This is a genomic window from Duganella sp. P38 (assembly GCF_050859475.1).
Classification (GTDB): Bacteria; Pseudomonadota; Gammaproteobacteria; order Burkholderiales; family Burkholderiaceae_D; genus Rugamonas.
This window is the reverse complement of sequence record NZ_CP193936.1, coordinates 1,374,919-1,389,390: the sequence shown is the minus strand read 5'-3', so window position 1 is coordinate 1,389,390 and position 14,472 is coordinate 1,374,919. Positions and strand designations below refer to the sequence as shown.

Here is a 14,472-nt window from a genome sequence, read left to right as displayed (position 1 = left end):
AATGAGCCAGTAGTTTCGGCGTGTTCGATGCTGCTCGGCTTGTGCCGTTTTGTGCGTGAGGGCAAACTCCCCAGCTGCCACTGTGCACCCCGCAAGGGGATGCGTTCACTAAATGCGGCCGATGAATCTACGCCGGCTTGATCGCGGCGCCCTCATGGGGCGCCGGAGGCGGCACTGTACTGATGCCTAGAAACTTCCGCAAGTGTAAAACCATTCATACAGAACAGTGTTGCGACTTGCGATTTTTCCAAGCAGCGGTATTTTACCGCATCGCAATATTTCCTGCCGATCAAGCGAACCAGCATGTTTTCCCGCACGACGAACACGGTGTGTAACCACTTCTTCGTCGGACCAAGTAAAAATAGCTAGATTGCTATTCCTGACGCCATTTTATACTGAACACCGTTCGGACTTCCCTCTACCGAATGGTATTAAGCTGGCAAGTCCGGACTTTGTTCGGCGGTTTTATCCAGCGAAATAGGCCGAAAACCAACTTTGCTCCTAGTATTACAGCTTTATTTGTGTAGTAAATTTTGTAAAAACAGTGCCAAGTTGCATTACGTTACCATTTTGTAAGAAATTGCTACCTGTTGTTTTGAGGCCACAAATTAGTGCATTTTATTGTGCTATCGCACCATCTTAGTGCATGAAATCGATTCATTTTTTGCCTGACGCAGTATGCCGACGCCAAATTCTGCTGTGCGCAACAGCTGCAACGATTATTTTCATGTGACGCCCAATATTTTTGTCCTGGACATATGGGAGTGAAGTCAGCAATTTAGTGCAATAGTTCTAGATGCCAACTATGTGTCGTGGACAAGCGCTTTTCCTGTAACGTATGCGCGGCGGTGGCGGCTTGCGGCGTGCCACTTGCGCGGCAAAAACGCAGGTAAAATGCAGGGCCTGCACCCCGCCCCCGTGCCACGCTAACAACCCATGACAAACACCGTTCCCTCACAACCTGTGCCCAGCACGATCAGCGACGTCGAGCGCGATACCGGCGTGGCCAAGGAAACCCTGCGCGTGTGGGAGCGCCGCTACGACTTTCCGCAGCCCCTGCGCGACCCCAACGGCGAGCGCGTCTACCCGATCGAGCAGGTGCACAAGCTGCGCCTGATCAAGCGGCTGATCGACCTCGGCTTCCGTCCCGGCAAAGTCATCCAGTACAGCGCCGACGAATTGCAGGCGCTGACCGGCAAGGCGGCCGGCAAGGGCGGCGTGCCGGCCGCGGCCGCGCCGGAATTGCAGCTTTACCTCGATTTACTCAAGACGCATCAAATGGAGGCGCTGCGCCGCAAGCTGTCGCAGGCGCTGCTGATGATGGGACTGAAAAGTTTCGTCATCGACCTGGTGTCGCCGCTGACCACCCTCGTCGGCGACGCCTGGGCCAGCGGCCAGCTGGCCACGTTCGAGGAACACTTGTATACCGAGTCGCTGACGGTGGTGATGCGCAGCGCCATCTTCGCCATGCCGCAGGCCAATGGCAACCACCTGAGCGCGCCGCGCATTTTGCTGACCACGCTACCGCAGGAACGTCACGGCCTGGGCCTGCTGATGGCCGAGGCCATGTGCGTGGCCGAAGGCGCGCACTGCATTTCGCTCGGCGTGCAAACGCCGCTGCTGGACATCGTCGAGGCCACGCGCGCGCAGCGGGTCGACATCATCGCGCTGTCGTTCTCGGTGGCGATGAATCCGCGCCAGGCGCTCGACGGCCTGGCCGAGCTGCACACCCGCCTGGCCGGCGCCGCCGAGCTGTGGGCCGGCGGCAGCAACGCCGCGCTGAAACGGCGCCGCCCGCCATTCGTGCGGGTGTTCGAGCTGGCCGACCTGGCCGGCGCCATCACCGCATGGCGCGCGCGTCACGCGGCTGTGTCGGCAGGCTAACGCTGGGCGCCACGCGGCTCTGGTAAAATAAGCAAATTCCCGTGCTGGCCAGCACCACCCAAACACATATCCATGTTTAGCTTCTTCAAGAAAAAACCTGTCGCGCCCGAAGCGCCTGCGGCGCCTGTCGTCGCCCCTGTCCCCGCAGCCCCTGCCGCCGCCAACCTGCCCGACCTGCTGCCGATCGAAGAACCGGCGGAGAAAAACAATCGTGGATGGCGCGCCTGAAGGCCGGCCTGTCGAAAACCTCGAACAACCTGTCGGTGCTGTTCGTCGGCGCCAAGATCGACGACGACCTGTACGACGAGCTGGAAGCGGCGCTGCTGATGTCCGACGCCGGCGTCGAGGCCACCACTTATCTGCTCGACGCGCTCAAGCGCAAGGTCAAGGAAGACAAGCTGCTCGACGCCGCCGCCGTCAAGGCCGCGCTGAAGCAGCTGCTGCTCGAACTGCTGACACCGTTGGAGCGCCCGTTCGAGCTGGGCCGCCACACACCGACCGTGATGATGATCTCCGGCGTCAACGGCGCCGGCAAGACCACCACCATCGGCAAGCTGGCCAAGCATATGCAGACGCACAAGCAGTCGGTGCTGCTGGCCGCCGGCGACACCTTCCGCGCGGCCGCCCGCGAGCAGCTGATGGTCTGGGGCCAGCGCAACAACATCACCGTCATCTCGCAGGCCTCGGGCGACCCGGCCGCCGTCTCGTTTGACGCGGTGCAGTCCGGCAAGGCCAAGGGCGTCGACGTCGTCATGGTCGATACCGCCGGCCGCCTGCCGACCCAGCTGCACCTGATGGAAGAGCTGAAAAAGTCCAGCGCGTCATCGGCAAGGGCATGGACGGCGCACCGCACGAAACTCTGCTGGTGATCGACGGCAATACCGGGCAAAATGCGCTGGCGCAGGTGAAGGCCTTCGACGACGCCCTCAAGCTGACCGGCCTGATCATCACCAAGCTCGACGGCACCGCCAAGGGCGGCGTGCTGGCGGCCATCGCGCGCGTGCGCCCGGTGCCGGTGTACTTCATCGGCGTCGGCGAGAAGATCGAAGACCTGCAGCCGTTCGTGGCTGCCGAATTTGTAGAAGCACTGCTTGGATAATCACCAGACCTCTATGATCGAATTCCGGAACGTCTCCAAACAATACTCATCCGATGTGACGGCGCTGCGCGACGTTCTCGTTCACGATAGCAAAAGGCGAACTGGTGTTCCTGGCCGGCCCTTCCGGCGCCGGCAAATCCACCCTGATGAAAATGATCGCGGCCATGGAGCGGCCCAGCGCCGGCCAGGTGATTGTCAACGGCCAGGATATTTCCCGCATCAAACCGGTGGCGGTGCCCTTCCTGCGCCGCAACCTCGGCTTGATCTTTCAGCAGCAGCGGCTGCTGACCGACCGCACCGTGCTGGCCAACGTCATGCTGCCGCTGCTGGTGACCGGCGCCTCCAAGACGCAGGCCGAGCAGCGCGCCCGCGCCGCGCTCGACAAGGTCGGCCTCGGCGACCGCGCCGCCGCCCAACCGCTGGCCCTGTCCGGCGGCGAGCAGCAGCGCGTATCGATCGCGCGCGCCATCGTCAACCGCCCGCAGGTCATCCTGGCCGACGAGCCGACCGCCAACCTCGACCGCGCCGCCGCCAACAAGGTCCTGGACGCCTTGAAAGCGTTTAACTCGGTCGGCGTCACCTGCCTGATTTCCAGCCACGACGAGGTGATGCTGGACGCCGCCGCGCGCGTCATCCACCTCAACCACGGCCAGCTGGAGGTGGCGGCATGACTTACTGGTTCCGTCAACACCGCTACGCGCTGGCCGCCGCGCTGGTCCACCTGCGCCGCTCGCCGGGCGGTTTCCTGTTCAATATATTAGTGGTGGCGATCGCGCTGGCCCTGCCCTTCATGGGCGTGACCCTGCTCGACAACGTGCGGCCAATGTCGGAAACGCTGTCGGTCGATCCGGAAATCTCGGTCTTCCTCAAGCAGGACACACCGCGCGAGCAGGCCGAGGCGCTGGCCGTGCAACTGCGCCAGACCGTGCACGACAAGCAGGCCAAGATCATTTTCACGCCGCGCGAAAAGGCGCTGGACGAGCTGAAGGACAAAAACGGCCTGGCCGACGTGCTGGCCACGCTGGGCGACAACCCGCTGCCCGACAGCTATGTGCTGAAGCTGGACGCCTTCCGCAACGCCCAGGCCGGCGGCGACGTCGACCAGTTGGCCGAACAGATCCGCGCACTGCCCGGCGTCGACACGGTCCAGGTCGATTCGGCCTGGGTCAAGCGCCTGGCCGCGCTGATCAATATCCTGCGCCTGGCGCTGCTGCTGCTGGCGGCCACGCTGGGCACGGTGGTGGTGGCGGTCATCTTCAACACCATCCGCCTGCAGGTGCTGACGCAGCGCGAGGAAATCCTCGTGTCCAAGCTGATCGGCGCCACCGACAGCTTTATCCACCGGCCGTTCTACTACACCGGCGCGCTGCTGGGCCTGTGCGCGGGTGGCCTGGCGCTGGGCGCGGTGACGCTGGCGCTGGGTCCGCTGAACACCGCCATTGCAGAATTCGCAAGGCTGTACGCGTCGGAATTCCAGCTGGTGCCGCTGCAACCGCTGATGATGGTGGCGCTGCTGGCCCTGTCCGCCACCCTGGGCCTGATCGGCGCCCGCCTCTCGGTGCGCCGCCACACCGCCCGCCTCAACTAACGTCGTTGCCGGGTGGACGACGCCCCGTTCCCCGTCGTTGCCGCGCAGGCGGCAACCCATACATACCCCGTCGTTGCCGCGCAGGCGGCAACCCATACATACTCCGTCGTTGCCGCGCAGGCGGCAACCCATACTCAGCATGGATTCCCGCCTGCGCGGGAATGACGGGGCTTGCGCGGGAATGCCGGGGCTTGCGCGGGAATGACGTGGAAGTGCGGCGACGCACGGAACCACCCTCCCCGCCCCCTTACCATGGCCCAATCCCATTAAGCCGGTCCTAAGATCCATCGCGCATCCTAAACACATCGGAAGACCCGATAGTGTTTTTACTATCAGGCCTATAAATTTCGGATGATTGGCACTCAACCATAGAGAGTGCTAATATATGTTCGAAAGAGTGCAAAAGTGCTCATAAGCAAACAAGCGAAGGAAACGAAAATGACTATGATGTCCGTGGTACCTGCGAAAAACAGTGCTCTGGGACTCGGGTTTAGTGGCAACCTGGGTAACCTGGATGCCTACATTTCGGCTGTCAATCGCCTGCCGATGCTGACGCACGACGAAGAAATCTCGCTGGCCAAGCGCCTCAAGGAACAAGCCGACTTGGGCGCCGCCGAGCGCCTGGTGATGTCCCACCTGCGCCTGGTGGTGTCGATCGCGCGCGGCTACCTCGGCTATGGCCTGCCGCATGGCGACCTGATCCAGGAAGGCAATATCGGCCTGATGAAGGCGGTGAAACGCTTCGACCCCGACCAGGGCGTGCGCCTGGTGTCGTACGCGATGCACTGGATCAAGGCCGAGATGCACGAATACATCCTGAAGAACTGGCGCCTGGTCAAAGTGGCCACCACCAAGGCCCAGCGCAAGCTGTTCTTCAACCTGCGCAGCCACAAGACCGGCCTGGACGCGATGACGCCCGCCCAGATCGACCAACTGGCGAAGACGCTCGACGTCAAGCGCGAGGAAGTGATCGAAATGGAAACCCGCCTGAGCGGCCGCGACATCGCGCTGGAATCGCCAACCGATGACGAAGATGACAAGTTCGCGCCCATCGCCTACCTGTCGTCCGAAGCCTCGGAACCGACCCGCGTGCTGGAAGCCGAACAGGTGACCCGCCTGCAATCGGAAGGCCTGGAAGAAGCGCTGGGCAAGCTCGACGCCCGCTCGCGCCGCATCATCGAGGCGCGCTGGCTGGCCAACGACGACGGTTCGGGCGCCACGCTGCACACGCTGGCGGACGAGTTCGGCGTGTCGGCCGAGCGCATCCGCCAGATCGAAGCAGCCGCGCTGAAAAAATGAAGGGCGCCCTGGCCTCCTACGTGTAAGCCATGCCGCTTTTTCCCGGAATGCCGCCGGCGCCTGCCGGCGGCATTTTTTCGCCCTCGACTTTGAGCTAGCGCTGACTGCATGCCGTTCGTGCGCCGTCCGCATGGTCTTTTTGTTAAGCTTGCCTCCAACTGAAGCAAGAGGCTGATCATGAAAAAACAATATTACGGCAGCTCATCGTGCTGCCGCTGCTCGTGGCCGTCATGGCCGCGCTGCACGCCTGCGGCTCCGCCACCGGCGTGCGCGCCACGCCGGCCGCGTTTACCGCCGTCTACACGCTGCGCCAGGGCGCCAGCGCCGTTATCACGCCAGCGGCCATCGCACGCAACGCCGGCGCCGCGGCCAGTGCGCCGGTGGTGCGGCTGGAACGCGTCAACGACAGCCGCTGCCGCACCGGCGCGGTCTGCGTCTGGGCCGGCTACATCAGCTTCAGCTTTACGCTGACGCAGCCGGATGGTGCGACCAGCAACTTCGTGCTGTCCGATAACATGCCCAACGGCACACCGACCGTCCGCCGCGACGGCCTGACCTTCACGCTGGCCGGCTTCGCGCCGCAACAGGCGCCGGCGAAAAACGAGGAGCCGCCCGATTATCAGGTAAGCTTAAAGGTGAGCAATATCGTCTCGCCGTGAGCCTGCCGGTGGGCGGCGCCGCCAGCGCTGGTGCAAACCGCCGGCCACTAAGGCGCGATTAAGAATCTGCTCACAAGATGCCCGTATCCATTAGCGGGGAAACGTCATGAAAAGCTGGGTGCGCGCCAACAAGGGATTCCTGATGTTCCTGATGCTGTTCGGGATCTTCCGCACGGCCGTCGCCGACTGGAACCCGATTCCATCGGCATCCATGCACCCCAACCTGCTGGAGGGCGACGTGGTGTTCGTCAACCGCCTGGCCTACAACGTCAAGGTGCCGCTGACCGACATCGTGATCCACCCGACCGGCGAGCCACGGCGCGGCGACATCGTCACTTTCTCTTCGCCGGTCAACGGCACGCGGCTGATCAAGCGCGTCATCGCCCTGCCCGGCGACCGCGTCGAGATGCGCAACGAGAAGCTGGTCATCAACGGCCAGCCGGCCGGCTACACCTCGCTGGGCCATGGCATCGAGAACATCCGTGGCGTCGGCGACCTGGCCGCCGTGCGCGTCGATGAACAGTTGGGCGATGCGCGCCACGCGGTCCAGTTCATGCCGCAGTTGCAGGCGCGCCGCGATTTCGGCCCTATCGTGGTGCCGGCCGGCCAGTACATGATGCTGGGCGATAACCGCGACAACAGCGAGGACTCGCGCTACATCGGCCTGGTGCCGCGCGCGCTGCTGATCGGCCGCGCCGAACGCGTGCTGGCGTCGGCCGACATCACCAGCAACTGGATGCCGCGCACCGAGCGTTTCGGCATGAGCCTCTATCCAAAGGAGTGAGGCGGCGGCGGTGTTATGATGACGTAGTAAATTCATAAGATTTCCGGTGTCCTCCATGATCGAGTTTCAAGGCCTGTCCAAAGTCTACGGCAGCTTCAATGCCGTCAAACCGCTGACGCTCACTGTGCGGCGCGGGGAAGTGTTCGGCTTCCTCGGCCCCAACGGCGCCGGCAAGACCACCACCATCCGCATGATGATGGGCATCCTGGTGCCCAGCGGCGGCCAGGTGCTGATCGACGGCCTGGATTGCCACGCCGAGCCGGCGGCGGTGAAGCGGCGGGTCGGCTACCTGCCCGACACGCCGATCTTCTACGACTACCTGCGCGGCCGCGAGATCCTGCAATTTGTCGGCGAGATGCACGGCTTTGCGCGCGCCGAAGCGGCCCGGCGCGGCGAGCGGCTGCTGGCGGAATTCGGCCTGGAGGAGGCCGGCGAGGATTACGCCGTCAACTATTCGCTGGGGATGAAGAAGCGCCTCGGCCTGGCCTGTGCGCTGATCCACGAGCCGGCGGTGCTGATCCTCGATGAGCCGATCAACGGCCTCGATCCGCGCGCCTCGCGCGACGTGCAGGAACGCCTGCTGGCGGCGGCCGCGCGCGGCGTCACCATCTTCGTTTCCACCCATTTGCTCGACATGGCCGAAAAGCTGTGCGACCGCGTCGGCATCATCCATCGCGGCGAGCTGGTGGCCACCGGCACGCTGGACGAAATCCGCGCCGATTCCTCTGCCAGCGGTTCGCTGGAAGACGTGTTCCTCAAGATCACCGACGAAGCGGCCGAAGAGACGGCGCAATGACCGCGCTGCAAACCATCTGGCTGATGACGCGCATGCGCCTGACGCGGCAGCGCAATGTGCTGTTCAATAACCTGTTCCGCTTCAAGAAGAAAAAGCCGCGCGACACCAGCGGCGGCAAGCGCGGCAACCTGTGGCTGCTGACGCTGGCGATGGTGGCGCTGATGTCGTTCTCGTTCATCAGCATCGCCAACAACGCGGTGCTGAACATGCAGTGCCACCTCGACCCGGCCAGCGAATGCCGCTACGTCGACCAGCAGGGCGAACGCCATGCCGACCTGCACACGGCGGAGGAGGAACTGGCCACCGCACCATTTGCCGCGCCGCTGCTGCATGGGCTGACGATGGAAGTCAGCATCCTGTTCCTAATCGCCGTGCTGCTACCGCTGGGGAACAAGGAAATGGCGCAGCCGGACTGGGATCTCGAATGGCTGGTGACGATGCCGGTGGAGCGCGGCGTGCTGCTATGGGGGCGCGTGCTGGAACGCAGCGCCAGCAACGTCGCCGGCTGGTTTGCGCTGGTGCCGGCTTTCGGCGTCATCGCCTGGCACTCGGGTTACGCCTGGAGCGTGCTGCCGCTCGCCGTGCTGGCGGCGCTGGTGCTGCTGCCGCCGGCGGCGCTGCTGCACACGCTGGCCGACACCGGCCTGCGCATGTGGCTTCCCGCCTCGCAGCTGCGCAACCTGCAGGCGGTGACGGGCTTGTTTAACCTGCCGCTGATCTACTTCGTCATGGCGCTCGGCATGCCGGCGGCGAATGGCTTCGCCATGGACTGGGCGCGCGCGTTTCCATCATGGGTCAGCTGGCTGCCGCCAGGGCTGGTGCTGCAAGCGATACAGGCGCGCGACCTGGCGCAGCTGGCCGGGCTGGCCGCACTGCTGGCGGCGCAAACCGCGCTGCTGATGTGGGCCGGCATGGCGCTGCTGCGGCATCAGCTGCGCCACGGCGTGGTCAACTCCGGCGCCCGCGAGAGCGCGCGCAAGCGCACGGCGACGCGCGAGGTGGCCGAGGGCCGCCCGTCCGCCGCGCGCGGGCCGTTCACACGGCTGGCCGATGCCGCCGCCGTCATCATGTCGCCGCTGCAGCGCCGCGAACTGCGCCTGCTGAGCCGCGACCGCAACTTCCTGTTCCAGACGCTGCTGCTGCCCATCATCATCGTTGTCAGCCAGATGGTCTTCAACGGCAAGCTGAATAGCCTGGAAGAGCTGGGCGAGCACCACACCATCGCCGCCGCCATCGCCTTCGGCCTGGGCGTGTATGTGCTGATGCTGTCGGCCTTCCAGACGCTCAACAACGAGGGCCACGTCCTGTGGCTGCTGTACACCGTGCCGCGCTCGATCGAAAGCGCGCTGAAGGAAAAGGCCAGGCTATGGGGTGTGCTGACGATGGCGTATCCCGCCGTGGTGCTGGGCATCAGCGCCTGGTACACCGAGCATTTTGAATGGAACATGGCGCTGCTGGTGTTGACGGTCATCGCCGGCATTCCGATCTACTCGATGATCGCCGTCTCGCTGGGCGTGTTCGCCTGCGATCCGCTGGCAGTGGATGCGCGCACGCGCGTGCGGCCGACCTATGTGTACCTCTACATGCTGCTGGCCAGCTTCTACACCTACTCCATCTACACCAGCGTATGGTCGCAGAAGCTGGTGGTGATGGTGCTGACCGCGTCGATGGCGCTGGCCCTGTGGCAGAAGGCGCGCGACGCCCTGCCCTACCTGCTCGACCCGGCCGCCGCGCCGCCGGCGCGCGTCTCGACGGCGGACGGCCTGATCGCCGCCACCGCCTTCTTCATCCTGCAAGGCATTGTGCTGATCTTCTCGGGCAAGGTAAGCCTGCAAGCCATCACCATCGCTTTCGGCGTCGCCGGCATCGTCGTCTACGTGCTGATGCGGCTGGCGTACTGGCGCAGCAAGGCCGCCGGCGTGCCGGTCATCCTGCGCGGCGCGGACATCGGATTGTCACTGCGGACCGCGGCCATCGCCGCCGCCATCGCCTGCGCCTGCGGCACCGGCTACCTGGCCGGATTGCAGCACTCGTCGCTGTGGGAGGATATGCTCAAGACCGCGCCGGCGCTGGAAGGCGGGCGCATATGGATCGTCGCTCTGGCGGTGATCGCCGCGCCGCTGTGCGAGGAATTTATCTTCCGTGGCCTGATCTACGGCGGCCTGCGGCGCTCGATGAGCGCGGCGCAGGCAATGCTGATGAGCGCCGCCATCTTCGCCGTGGTGCACCCGCCGCTGTCGATGCTGCCGGTGTTCATCCTCGGCCTGTGCGCCGCGTGGACCTATGAGCGCAGCAACACCCTGCTCGCCCCGATGCTGGTCCACGCCACCTACAACGCCATGGTGCTGTCGATGCAGTTCTGGCTGTAAGGTCAGAATTGATACTTCAGCGTCAGCAGCGCGTTGCGCGGCCGTTTTTAGTCCTTCAACGCCGCGATGACCTTGATCTCGAAGTCGAAGCCGTACAGCCAGGTCACGCCAACACCGGTCAGCGTGGGATGCGGCGCCTCGCCCCAGAACTCCTGCACGACGGGCCAGGCGCGCTCGAAGGTGTTGGCCGGATCGACCATGAACACGGTGACATCGATCACGTCGTCAAACGTCAGGCCGGCTTCCGCCAGGATGGCGTTCAGGTTCTTGAACGCCAGCCGCACCTGCGCTTCCAGCTCCGGCTCCGGCGAGCCATCCGGCCGGCTGCCCACCTGGCCCGAGACAAACAGCAGGCCATTCGAGCGGATCGCCGGCGAATAGCGGTTGCGCTCATACAGCGCCTGGCGGCCAGGCGGAAAAACAACGTCGCGTACAGTCATCAAGAACTCCTTATGCAAATGAAGCAGCCACTGTAAAACGCCGGCGCGATCCGATAAACGCGCAAGACGTACAATGACTGTTTGCCATTCCCATACAATCTCATGGACCGATTCGACACCCTGCTGGCCTTCGTGCGCGTGGTGGAAGCCGGCAGCTTCACCAAGGCCGCGCAGACGCTCCACATGAGCAAGACCACCGTATCGCAACTGGTGCAGCAGCTGGAAGCGCGCTTGCAGGTCAAGCTCCTCCACCGAACCACGCGCCAGGTGAAGGTGACGCCGGAAGGCGCGGCCTACTACGAGCGCGTCGCCCGCGTGCTGGGCGATTTGCAGGATGCGGACGACGTCCTGGCCGGCGACCTGGCCGCGCCGCGCGGACGCCTGCGCATCGACGTTCCCAGCCCCTTCGCGCGCCTGATCCTGATGCCGGCCCTGCCCGCGTTCCACCAGCGCTACCCGGACATCCAGATCGTCATGGGCGTCAGCGATCGCAACGTGGATGTCATCGGCGAGAATGTCGACTGCGTGATTCGTGGCGGCGATATCACCGTGCCGTCGCTGGTGGCGCGGCGCGTGGCCGATTTGCAGCTGGGCGTGTACGCCTCGCCCGCGTATTTGCAGGCGGTGGGCACGCCGGCGCATCCGCGCGAACTGGAAGACGGAGCGCACCGCGTGGTCGGCTACCTGCGCTCCAGCAGCGGCAGCATCGCCGCCATGCCGATGCGGCGCGGCGAGGAAACGGTGGAAGTGAAAGGCCGCTACGCCGTGGCGGCGGACGATGGCAACGCCTACGTGGCGGCCGGCGTGGCCGGCATGGGTGTGCTGTGCGTGCCGCGCTACATGGCGCACGCGCACGTAAAAAAGGGCGAGCTGACACCCCTGTTCGAGGAGTGGCAGCTCGCCCCCATGCCTTTACATCTGGCCTATCCGCAGAACCGTCACGTCAGCGCCAGGCTGCGCGTGTTCATCGACTGGATAGACGAACTGGCGTCTCAGTCCTTGTAGCGTACTTCGGCCAGCGCGAACGCGCCGCCGTGATAAGTGACCGATGCATTCTTGTCCGGATACTCGCCGCTGTCCGGGAACAGGCCGTCGAATTGCGACGAGCTGTCCCTCGGCCTGTAGCCCAGGTGCGAGGCCTTGCTGTTGTCCCACCAGGCGACGTCGTTGTTGGACATGCCGAACAAAATGGTGAAGCCGACGCGCGTGGCGAACAGCGAACGGCGCAGCGCTTCCACCAGGTCGTCGTAGCTCAACCACGTGACCATCATGCGGCGGTCCTTCGGCTCGGGGAACGAGGAGCCGATACGCAGGCTGACGGTTTCCAGGCCGGTGCGGTCCCAGTAGTAGCTGGCCAGTTGCTCGCCGAAGCACTTGCTGATGCCGTAGAACGAGTCCGGGCGGGTCGGCGCGGTGGCGTCGATGTAGTCGGTGTTGCGGTAGAAGCCCACCGTGTGGTTCGAGCTGGCAAACACGATGCGCTTGACGCCCTGCTTGTGCGCCGCCTCGTAGATGTTGGCGGTGCCCAGGATGTTGGCGTGCATGATGTTCTCGAAGGTGTTTTCGGTCGAGATGCCGCCGAAGTGCAGCACCGCGTCCACGCCTTGCATCATCTCCATGACGGCCGCCTTGTCGGCCAGGTCGCACTGGATGATTTCCTCGCCCTCGCGCGCTTCGCCCAGGTCGGCGATGTCCGACAGCACCACCACATCGGCCCATGGCTTGATGCGGTCGCGCAGCACTTTACCGAGGCCGCCGGCGGCGCCGGTCAGCAGCAGTCGTTTGAATGGCTTGCTCATGTTGTCTCCGTTGTTATATGTCGCGTCGTTGCGTCATTCCCGCGCAGGCGGGAATCCATGCTGACTATGATCGCACGTTCCATGGGTTCCCGCCTGCGCGGGAACGACGGTCAGGTCACTGGGGCCGGATTGAACAGCACCAGCGCGTTATGCAGCTTCCATTTCTCCGCCCACGTCTCCTTGCCGCTGGCCACATCGAGCAGCATCTGGAACATCTCCCAGCCCACTTCCGCGATGGTCGCCTCGCCGCTGGCAATGCGGCCGGCGTTGATATCCATCAGATCGTGCCAGCGGTTGGCCAGGTCGTTGCGGGTGGCGACCTTAATCACCGGCACCTCGGCCAGGCCGTAAGGCGTGCCGCGGCCGGTGGTGAAGATGTGCACATTCATGCCGGCCGCCAGTTGCAGCGTGCCGCAAATGAAATCGCTGGCCGGCGTGGCGGCGTAGATCAGGCCTTTCTGCGTCAGCTTCTCGCCCGGCGACAGCACGCCGGAGATCGGCGCGCTGCCCGATTTGACGATCGAGCCCATGGCCTTTTCGACGATGTTCGACAGGCCGCCCTTCTTGTTGCCCGGCGTGGTGTTGGCGCTGCGGTCAACGCCGCCGCGCGTCAGGTATTCGTCGTACCAGGCCATCTCGCGGATCATGGCCTCGGCCACTTCCGGCGTGGTGGCGCGGGAGGTCAGCTGGTCGATGCCGTCGCGTACCTCGGTCACTTCCGAGAACATGACGGTGGCGCCGGCGCGCACCAGCAGGTCGGTGGCAAAGCCCACCGCCGGATTCGCCGTGACGCCGGAGAAGGCGTCGCTGCCGCCACATTGCACGCCGACCACCAGCTCCGAGGCCGGCACGGTTTCGCGCTGGCGCTTGTTCAGCTCCGCCAGGTTTTTCTCAGCCTGCTGCATGATCGAATCGATCATCGACATGAAGCCGACGTGCTGCGCATCCTGCAGACAGACCAGGCCCGGATCGGCGCCGCCGGCGTTCTGGATCGGGATCGAGCCTTTCGGGAACAGGCGCGTAGGCTGCAGTTTTTCGCAGCCAAGGCTGACCACCATCGCCTGGCCGCCGAAGTTCGGGTTCAGCGCGATATTGCGGATGGTGCGGATCGGGATCGGCGCGCCCGGCGCCTCGATCGCCACGCCGCAGCCGTAGGTGTGCTCCAGGCCCACCACGTCGTCGACGTTCGGGTACTTCGGCAGCAGTTCCTTCTTGATGCGCTCGACGGCGAATTCCACCACGCCCGACACGCACTGCACGGTGGTGGTGATGGCCAGGATGTTACGCGTGCCGACGCTGCCGTCCGGATTGCGGTAGCCCTGGAAGGTGTAACCTTCCAGCGGCTCCATCACGGGCGGCTTGACGGTGGCAATCGGCAGGCCGTCCAGCTCGCGCGCGGCCGGCATCTCGACATTGTGCTCGGCCAGCCAGCTGCCGGCCGGCAGGTCCTTCGACGCGAAGCCGATGGTAACGTTGTAGCGGATCACGCGGTCGCCGGCCTTGAGGTCGCGCAGCGCCACCTTGTGGCCTTGCGGGACCGCTTCCAGCAGGCTCAAACCGTTGGGGAAAACTGCGCCGGCGGGCAGGCCGCCGTCGTTGACGACAATCGCGACGTTATCGTTGTCGTGCATGAGGATATAGCGCGGCGTATTGTTGGCGCTCGTCGGAGTTGTCATCTAGAATTCCTACGTTGTTTTTTGGTCTCTTAAAGTGGTCTGACCACTTCTGTTATTGGTTGGCCGTACACAGGGTTGT

10 protein-coding genes and 3 pseudogenes are annotated in these 14,472 nt (G+C 64.3%); 10 read left to right on the top strand and 3 right to left on the bottom strand.

All coding sequences use genetic code 11. The annotated features are described in order from the left end of the window. Positions 1 to 963: 963 nt before the first annotated feature. From ACRQ5J_RS06385 to ACRQ5J_RS06345, 9 genes and pseudogenes are all read left to right on the top strand, one after another. A complete protein-coding gene (locus ACRQ5J_RS06385; RefSeq protein ID WP_432381911.1) occupies positions 964 to 1,884 on the top strand; it encodes a MerR family transcriptional regulator in 921 nt (306 codons plus the stop codon). Between the two features lie 72 nt (positions 1,885 to 1,956). Beyond that, a pseudogene (gene ftsY, locus ACRQ5J_RS06380) lies at positions 1,957 to 2,983 on the top strand (signal recognition particle-docking protein FtsY). Positions 2,984 to 2,996: 13 nt separating this feature from the next. Next, a pseudogene (gene ftsE, locus ACRQ5J_RS06375) lies at positions 2,997 to 3,654 on the top strand (cell division ATP-binding protein FtsE). Further along, a complete protein-coding gene (gene ftsX, locus ACRQ5J_RS06370; protein WP_432381909.1) occupies positions 3,651 to 4,571 on the top strand; it encodes a permease-like cell division protein FtsX in 921 nt (306 codons plus the stop codon). The pseudogene ftsE and the gene ftsX overlap by 4 nt, the downstream one beginning before the upstream one ends. A gap of 438 nt (positions 4,572 to 5,009) precedes the next feature. Next, positions 5,010 to 5,896, top strand: a pseudogene (gene rpoH, locus ACRQ5J_RS06365) (RNA polymerase sigma factor RpoH). Between the two features lie 180 nt (positions 5,897 to 6,076). Then, positions 6,077 to 6,529 (top strand): hypothetical protein, encoded by a 453-nt coding sequence (locus tag ACRQ5J_RS06360; RefSeq protein ID WP_432381908.1) that lies wholly within the window; start codon positions 6,077 to 6,079, stop codon positions 6,527 to 6,529. Between the two features lie 106 nt (positions 6,530 to 6,635). Further along, complete coding sequence (gene lepB / locus ACRQ5J_RS06355; RefSeq protein ID WP_432381907.1) at positions 6,636 to 7,313, top strand: signal peptidase I; 678 nt, start codon at positions 6,636 to 6,638, stop codon at positions 7,311 to 7,313. A gap of 55 nt (positions 7,314 to 7,368) precedes the next feature. Further along, positions 7,369 to 8,109, top strand: coding sequence for an ABC transporter ATP-binding protein (locus tag ACRQ5J_RS06350; RefSeq protein WP_432381905.1), 741 nt, complete (start codon positions 7,369 to 7,371; stop codon positions 8,107 to 8,109). Beyond that, a complete protein-coding gene (locus ACRQ5J_RS06345; RefSeq protein ID WP_432381902.1) occupies positions 8,106 to 10,478 on the top strand; it encodes a CPBP family intramembrane glutamic endopeptidase in 2,373 nt (790 codons plus the stop codon). Before ACRQ5J_RS06350 ends, ACRQ5J_RS06345 begins: the two co-directional genes overlap by 4 nt. 47 nt (positions 10,479 to 10,525) lie before the next feature. Here ACRQ5J_RS06345 and ACRQ5J_RS06340 read toward each other — a convergent pair whose 3' ends face one another. After that, a complete protein-coding gene (locus ACRQ5J_RS06340) occupies positions 10,526 to 10,918 on the bottom strand; it encodes a RidA family protein (protein ID WP_432381900.1) in 393 nt (130 codons plus the stop codon). Between the two features lie 102 nt (positions 10,919 to 11,020). Between ACRQ5J_RS06340 and ACRQ5J_RS06335 the strand changes: the two genes are divergently transcribed. Next, positions 11,021 to 11,923: a LysR substrate-binding domain-containing protein gene (locus ACRQ5J_RS06335; protein WP_432381898.1), complete on the top strand. Its 903-nt coding sequence runs from the start codon at positions 11,021 to 11,023 to the stop codon at positions 11,921 to 11,923. Here ACRQ5J_RS06335 and ACRQ5J_RS06330 read toward each other — a convergent pair. Both ACRQ5J_RS06330 and garD read right to left on the bottom strand, forming a co-directional pair. Next, entirely contained in the window at positions 11,911 to 12,717 is an 807-nt protein-coding gene (locus ACRQ5J_RS06330; RefSeq protein ID WP_432381895.1) for an NAD-dependent epimerase/dehydratase family protein, read from the bottom strand. The two genes, ACRQ5J_RS06335 and ACRQ5J_RS06330, sit on opposite strands and share 13 nt — an antisense overlap. A gap of 110 nt (positions 12,718 to 12,827) precedes the next feature. Continuing rightward, positions 12,828 to 14,393, bottom strand: coding sequence for a galactarate dehydratase (gene garD, locus ACRQ5J_RS06325; RefSeq protein ID WP_432381893.1), 1,566 nt, complete (start codon positions 14,391 to 14,393; stop codon positions 12,828 to 12,830). Positions 14,394 to 14,472 lie beyond the last annotated feature (79 nt).